Here is a 5,770-nt window from a genome sequence, read left to right on the forward strand (position 1 = left end):
GTCCCGCATCGCTTGCAGCGCATGGCTGCGCTCATTCTGGCTGAGCTCGCCCGACAGGGCGACGACGGAGAAGTTGCGGTTGTTGAAGCGCGCGGTCAGATGATTGACGGCGGCACGCGTGTTGCAGAACACCAGCGCGTTCTTGGCTTCGTAATAGCGCAGCACATTGATGATGGCGTTCTCGCGGTCGGGCTGGGCGACGCTCAGCGCCCGATATTCGATGTCGAGATGCTGCTTCTCCTCGCCGGCGGCCGAAATGCGCACCGCATCGCGCTGATAGCCCTGGGCGAGCGTGGCGATCGAGCGCGGCACCGTGGCCGAGAACATCAGCGTCCGGCGTTCGGCCGGAGCGGCGTCGAGGATGAATTCGAGGTCTTCGCGAAAGCCGAGATCGAGCATCTCGTCGGCCTCGTCGAGCACCACCGCCTTCAGCGCCGACATGTCGAGCGAGCGCCGGGTGATGTGGTCGCGCAGCCGGCCGGGCGTGCCGACGACGATATGGGCGCCACGCTCCAGCACACGCCGCTCCGAGCGCATGTCCATGCCGCCGACGCAGGACGCCACGGTGGCGCCGGTCAGTTCGTAGAGCCATTCCAGTTCGCGCGTCACCTGCAAGGCGAGTTCGCGCGTCGGCGCCACCGCCAGCGCCAGCGGTGCGGCGGCGTGGCCGAAGCGCTCCGCGCCCTCAAGCAGGGTCGGCGCCAGAGCGAGGCCGAAGGCCACCGTCTTGCCGGAGCCGGTCTGCGCCGAAACCAGCGCATCGGCCTCGCCGAGCTCGGGCGCCACGACCGCCTTCTGGACGGGCGTCAGCTCGGAATAGCCGCGTTTCTCCAGCGCCCTGGCAAGCGCTGGAACAAGTGCTTCGAAGTTGGACATCTCACTCTTTCGGAATTTTAGGGTCCGCGCTCATCACGGAGCACATGCCGGGGCGGGCCTCGCGCCAGCCAAACAATCTTGGCCGTTCGTACTTCGCGCAGCCGCGATTGTACAGGGCGCGCGCAAAACCAGGCGCCGCTCGGCAATTGACTCTTGCCGCAAACCGCGTAAAAGCCGGCACCGAACGGGACAGTTTCGATGCGCGGCCTTTTGACGGCTCTTCCTGCATTCGATGCCCCCAGCCTCAATGCACATCATTGGGCCGGGCGCGTCGGCGCGTCTCCTCGTTTCAGCAAAACCGCATTCTTGGCCAAGAAAACTGGCAAAACCACCACCAAAACGGTGTGATTCCCTTGGCCTAGCCACCCTCTCCCGGGTTCGGCCCGGGGGACGGAACCCGCAGCGGCCAGCGGGTTTCTCCAAAAACCAAGCGGAGAGGGACAGGAGATTTTTCGATGAGTTTCAAGGTAGCGATCGTCGGCGCCACGGGCAATGTGGGCCGGGAAATGCTCAACATATTGGAAGAGCGCGGCTTTCCGGTAAGCGAAGTCGTGGCGCTGGCGTCGCGGCGCAGCCAGGGCACGGAAGTGTCGTTCGGCGACCGCACGCTGAAGGTGAAGACGCTCGACCAGTATGATTTTACCGACACCGACATCTGCATCATGTCGGCCGGCGGCAGCGTCTCCAAGGAATGGTCGCCGAAGATCGGCAAGCAGGGCTGCGTCGTCATCGATAATTCGTCGGCCTTCCGCTATGACCAGGACGTGCCGCTGATCGTGCCGGAAGTGAACCCGGACGCGATCTCGCTGTTCACGCGCAAGAACATCATCGCCAACCCGAACTGCTCGACAGCGCAGCTGGTGGTGGCGCTGAAGCCGCTGCACGACTTCGCCACCATCAAGCGCGTCGTCGTCGCCACCTATCAGTCGGTGTCGGGCGCCGGCAAGGAAGGCATGGACGAACTCTTTACCCAGACCCGCGCGGTCTTCGTCGCCGATGGCGTCGAGGTCAAGAAGTTCACCAAGCGCATCGCCTTCAACGTCATCCCGCACATCGACGTCTTCCTCGACGACGGCTCTACCAAGGAAGAGTGGAAGATGGTCGCCGAGACCAAGAAGATGCTCGACCCCAAGATCAAGCTGACGGCGACCTGCGTGCGCGTGCCGGTGTTCATCGGCCATTCGGAAGCGGTCAACATCGAGTTCGAAAAGCCGATCACCGCCGACGACGCGCGCGACATCCTGCGTGAGGCGCCGGGCTGCCAGGTCTTGGACAAGCGCGAGGACGGCGGCTACATCACGCCGCTGGAATCGGCCGGCGAAGACGCCACCTTCATCTCGCGCATTCGCGAGGATTCGACCATCGACAACGGTCTGTCGATGTGGATCGTCTCCGACAATCTGCGCAAGGGCGCGGCGCTCAACGCGGTGCAGATCGCCGAGCTTTTGGTCGAGCGCGGCCTGATCCAGCCGAAGAAGAAGGCGGCCTGACGGCCGTTTAGTTTTCGCTCACGGGCCGTATCGCCGCTGCCGCGGCGGGCCCTCCGCGGGGGCGCCGGACGACCGGCGGCCCGCGGTCGCGGCCTTCCGGGATGCTTCTTGCTTTTCCCCGTGTCGGATACGGAGGACGGGTCAGTCGCGCGGCACCTGACGGCCTTGCCCGGCTTCCCAGATCGTCCTCAAGCGCTCCACCAGTGATGAAAACAGCCGGGGCGGCAACAGGCCGTAGTCATAGCGGTCGGTGGAGCGCGGCACCGGACGAAGGTCGTAGCCTGGCCACGCGAAGCGATTGCCTTCGTGGAGCATCACCCATGAACGCTCGCCGTCCAGTTCCAAATGACGCTTGACGGCTGGCGGCAGCTCGATCGCCAGCGACGGATCGGCCGGCGGTACATGCGTGACAGGCACCACCGTCACGATCAGACCATCGGCGCCGCGTTCGACGGCTAGCACGATCACGCAAGGGCGATCTTTCCGCCCTTCGTCCTGTCCGGCTTGATGTTCATGATGCCACAGATATGCATAGGAGATGACGAGGCCGAGCTGTGGGGCGGGAAGCGGCATGCCTTACTTGGTATCCATCAAGGCATTGAGATGATCGTGTTCTGATGACATGCGGCCGCCGGCGATAGCTTCCACTTCCTCGCGCTGCAGATCCCTGGTCGCAAATGACTGCCGGGCCAGGTTCTTGTAGTGCTGCAGCTCTTCATACTCGACAGCTGAAACGAAATAGCCGGTTGGCCGCCCGTGACTCATCACAGCGACCGGCTCACGCTGCACGATCTCTCGGTAACGCCCGAAATTACGGGTGAATTCTGTGGTGGGAACTTCGCGCATGATGGGTCATCCTAAATCGCGTAATTTACGCATTTACCGCAATTTACGCGATTCTTGGGGTCCTGTCAAAATTCAGCTGGCGCTGTCCCTAGCCAGTTGGCGCAGCAGTTCCAGCGCTTCCTCCGCCCTGTCGGCCGGCACGAACAGATGGTCGTGGTAGAAGGCCGAAACCGGGTTCACGCCCATGCCAGCGGCGGCCAAGCGCGTGGTGATGGCGGCGAGGAAGCCGACGGCTTCCAGCGACGAATGGATGTTCAGCGTCAGCATCCGGCAGCGGAACGAAGCGGTCAGTGCAGCAGTGCTGGCCGCCTCCTCGGTCACGATCAGTGTCACGCCCTCGCGCTCGCGAAACATCATCACCGGCTCAACGCCTTCCGGCTGAGCGACGCCAGGCGCCAGCGTGGCGAAGACATAGGTGTCGGCCAGCAGTTCCGGCGTCATCGATGCCAGCAGTGTCTTCAGATCGGTCTCGCCGGTCATTCGTTTTCTCTCGCTTGCAGAAATGGGCCGCAGCCCACGTGCTCTTCAATATCCGCGACCGGCGCGTGCCGATAGTCCAGGCGCTGCAAGGACGACATGGCGATGTCGCTGGCGGCTGGGCTTGCAGAGCTGTCGCATCGCACAATAGAGAAGCTGAGGGCCAGTGCCGGTCCGTGAAAGGCCTTCGATGATCGTTCGCCCGCGCCCCACATTCCTGCAGCTGTTCTTCATCATGCGCGGTTCGGTCGTGCCACGCATTCTGCCGCAGATATTGGGCTTCGCGCTTTATTCCGCGATCATCCTGGCCGCGGCGCGCCGGTTCCAGCTTGATTTCAGCGTCTTCAACATCACGCCTTTCGGCCTGGTCGGCGTGACATTGTCGATCTATCTCTCGTTCCGCAACAACGCCGCCTACGACCGTTGGTGGGAGGCGCGCAAGCTGTGGGGCGCGCTGGTCTTCGAAATGCGCAACCTGGCACGCGCCACCACCAGCCTCATCCTGGACCAGACTGAACAGCGCGCCCTGCTGATGGAAGCGCTCGCCTTCTGTCATTTCCTGCGCGGGCAGCTGCGCAAGATCGACAGCATGAAGGATGCCCGTGCCTTCATCGACGCGGAGGCGGACAAGGCAGCAGCCTTTTCCAATCCGGCGGATGAGATGGTCAGGCGCATGGGCCGGCGTGCCAATGCGCAGCGCCTGGCGGGCGACGTCGACACGATCGGCTTTCGTATCCTCGATGAGAGGCTCGCGTCGGTCGCGGCCATCCAGGCCGGCTGCGAGCGGATCGCCGGTACGCCCTTGCCGTTCGCCTACACGCTGCTGGTGCATCGCACGGCCTATATCGTCTGCCTGCTGCTGCCGGTCGGCCTGATCTCGACCACCGGTTGGGCGACGCCGCTGTTCACCGCGCTGATCGCCTACACTTTCTTCGGCCTCGACGCGCTGTCGGAAGAGCTCGAGGATCCGTTCGGCACCGAAGCCAACGACCTCGCTCTCGACAGCCTCTGCCGTGTCTGCGAAATCTCGGTGTTCGAGGCGCTGGGCGAAACGCCGCCGAAGATGATCCCGGCGGAAAAGTTCTATTTTTCGTAGGCAAAGGCGCGCGGGCTTAGCGGGATTAAAAGAATCCGCCCCGCTGTCGGATCGCCGCTCCATGCCACGTCCTTGATTCGACCCCAGCAAGAAGGGGATAGAACCATCAGGAGGGACCATCATGAGCATTTCCGAAACCGCGCCCGTCTCGCCGGGCGCTTTGTGGACCGGCCGCGCGCTCAGCGGCGTCATCGTGCTGTTCATGATCTTCGACGGCGCCATCAAGCTGCCGCCGCTCGATATCGTCGTCCAGACGATGGTACCGCTTGGCTGGCCGGCCGATCCGAATGTCGCGCGCATGCTTGGCGTCATCGGCCTGATCTCGACCGCTCTCTATGCGCTGCCGCGCACCTCGGTGCTCGGCGCCATCCTGCTTACTGCCTATATGGGCGGCGCCATCGCCACCAATGTCCGCGTCGACAACCCGCTGTTCTCGCACATTCTGTTCGGCGTCTATCTCGGCATTATCCTGTGGGGTGGCCTGTATCTGCGCGATCCCAGGCTCCGCGCGCTGATCCCGTTCAGCCGTTAGATCCGGATCGAAGCACCGCTTTCGGCTCGAAGCCTGAACCCTTTGCCGGGCAATATCTCAGGGATCGAATCGTCGAGTTGCGAGTTAGAGATTCGCCCGGCGGCGGAGGCGGCTCCTATCGGAGAGGAACGACGATGAAGAAAACGATGCTTTTGATGGCGCTGCTGGTGCCGCTCGCCGCTTGTTCGCAAACGGAAAAAGGCGCGGCCGTAGGCGGCCTCGGTGGCGCTGCCGTCGGTGCGGCCGTCGCCGGCGATCCGGTTGAAGGCGCCGTCGTCGGTGGTGCTGTCGGCGCTGTTGCCGGCGCGCTGATCGGCCGGGCGAGCGAGCGTGGCGAATGCCGCTACCGCGATAGCCGTGGCCGCGTCTATATTGACCGCTGCCCGAGCGGCTATTGACCGGGCGGCTTTTACAGACAGGGTCGAATGAAAAAACGGCGGGCACATGGCCCGC

General features: G+C 63.6%; 9 protein-coding genes. 5 read left to right on the forward strand and 4 right to left on the reverse strand.

Going from position 1 to position 5,770, the window contains the following annotated elements; genetic code table 11:
- Positions 1-876 (reverse strand): DEAD/DEAH box helicase (locus EN914_RS21485; RefSeq protein ID WP_164778835.1); only part of this gene is annotated, 876 nt, incomplete at its 3' end.
- A 198-nt stretch (positions 877-1,074) separates the two neighbouring features.
- Here EN914_RS21485 and EN914_RS38365 point away from each other — a divergent pair.
- Positions 1,075-1,224 carry a hypothetical protein gene (locus EN914_RS38365; RefSeq protein ID WP_164753489.1) on the forward strand — a complete coding sequence of 50 codons (150 nt, stop codon included), beginning with the start codon at positions 1,075-1,077 and terminating at the stop codon, positions 1,222-1,224.
- Between the two features lie 107 nt (positions 1,225-1,331).
- Entirely contained in the window at positions 1,332-2,366 is a 1,035-nt protein-coding gene (locus EN914_RS21490) for an aspartate-semialdehyde dehydrogenase (protein ID WP_127389244.1), read from the forward strand.
- A gap of 141 nt (positions 2,367-2,507) precedes the next feature.
- On the opposite strand, the gene EN914_RS21495 is transcribed toward EN914_RS21490, so the two are convergent.
- From EN914_RS21495 to EN914_RS21505, 3 genes are all read right to left on the reverse strand, one after another.
- Entirely contained in the window at positions 2,508-2,939 is a 432-nt protein-coding gene (locus tag EN914_RS21495; protein WP_024504037.1) for a type II toxin-antitoxin system PemK/MazF family toxin, read from the reverse strand.
- Positions 2,940-2,942: 3 nt separating this feature from the next.
- Positions 2,943-3,212 (reverse strand): type II toxin-antitoxin system prevent-host-death family antitoxin, encoded by a 270-nt coding sequence (locus EN914_RS21500; protein ID WP_024504036.1) that lies wholly within the window; start codon positions 3,210-3,212, stop codon positions 2,943-2,945.
- Positions 3,213-3,284: 72 nt separating this feature from the next.
- Positions 3,285-3,692: an ACT domain-containing protein gene (locus EN914_RS21505; protein WP_024504035.1), complete on the reverse strand. Its 408-nt coding sequence runs from the start codon at positions 3,690-3,692 to the stop codon at positions 3,285-3,287.
- Positions 3,693-3,879: 187 nt separating this feature from the next.
- On the opposite strand from EN914_RS21505, the gene EN914_RS21510 reads away from it, so the two are divergent.
- The 3 genes from EN914_RS21510 (at position 3,880) to EN914_RS21520 (ending at position 5,715) form a co-directional block, all read left to right on the forward strand.
- Positions 3,880-4,785, forward strand: coding sequence for a bestrophin family protein (locus EN914_RS21510; RefSeq protein ID WP_024504034.1), 906 nt, complete (start codon positions 3,880-3,882; stop codon positions 4,783-4,785).
- Between the two features lie 121 nt (positions 4,786-4,906).
- Complete coding sequence (locus EN914_RS21515; RefSeq protein WP_013528798.1) at positions 4,907-5,317, forward strand: DoxX family protein; 411 nt, start codon at positions 4,907-4,909, stop codon at positions 5,315-5,317.
- 134 nt (positions 5,318-5,451) lie between these two features.
- Complete coding sequence (locus tag EN914_RS21520; protein ID WP_024504033.1) at positions 5,452-5,715, forward strand: YMGG-like glycine zipper-containing protein; 264 nt, start codon at positions 5,452-5,454, stop codon at positions 5,713-5,715.
- Positions 5,716-5,770: the final 55 nt, after the last annotated feature.

This window comes from Mesorhizobium sp. M7A.F.Ca.CA.001.08.2.1 (genome assembly GCF_003998455.1).
In the GTDB taxonomy this organism is placed as follows: domain Bacteria; phylum Pseudomonadota; class Alphaproteobacteria; order Rhizobiales; family Rhizobiaceae; genus Mesorhizobium; species Mesorhizobium ciceri.

Excerpts from the sequence above, each read along its gene's own strand:
- EN914_RS21510 (WP_024504034.1), top strand. The coding sequence starts at position 3,880 with ATGATCGTTCGCCCGCGCCCCACATTCCTGCAGCTGTTCTTCATCATG.
- EN914_RS21490 (WP_127389244.1), top strand. The coding sequence starts at position 1,332 with ATGAGTTTCAAGGTAGCGATCGTCGGCGCCACGGGCAATGTGGGCCGG.
- EN914_RS21495 (WP_024504037.1), bottom strand. The coding sequence starts at position 2,939 with ATGCCGCTTCCCGCCCCACAGCTCGGCCTCGTCATCTCCTATGCATAT.
- EN914_RS21515 (WP_013528798.1), top strand. The coding sequence starts at position 4,907 with ATGAGCATTTCCGAAACCGCGCCCGTCTCGCCGGGCGCTTTGTGGACC.
- EN914_RS21505 (WP_024504035.1), bottom strand. The coding sequence starts at position 3,692 with ATGACCGGCGAGACCGATCTGAAGACACTGCTGGCATCGATGACGCCG.
- EN914_RS38365 (WP_164753489.1), top strand. The coding sequence starts at position 1,075 with ATGCGCGGCCTTTTGACGGCTCTTCCTGCATTCGATGCCCCCAGCCTC.
- EN914_RS21500 (WP_024504036.1), bottom strand. The coding sequence starts at position 3,212 with ATGCGCGAAGTTCCCACCACAGAATTCACCCGTAATTTCGGGCGTTAC.
- EN914_RS21520 (WP_024504033.1), top strand. The coding sequence starts at position 5,452 with ATGAAGAAAACGATGCTTTTGATGGCGCTGCTGGTGCCGCTCGCCGCT.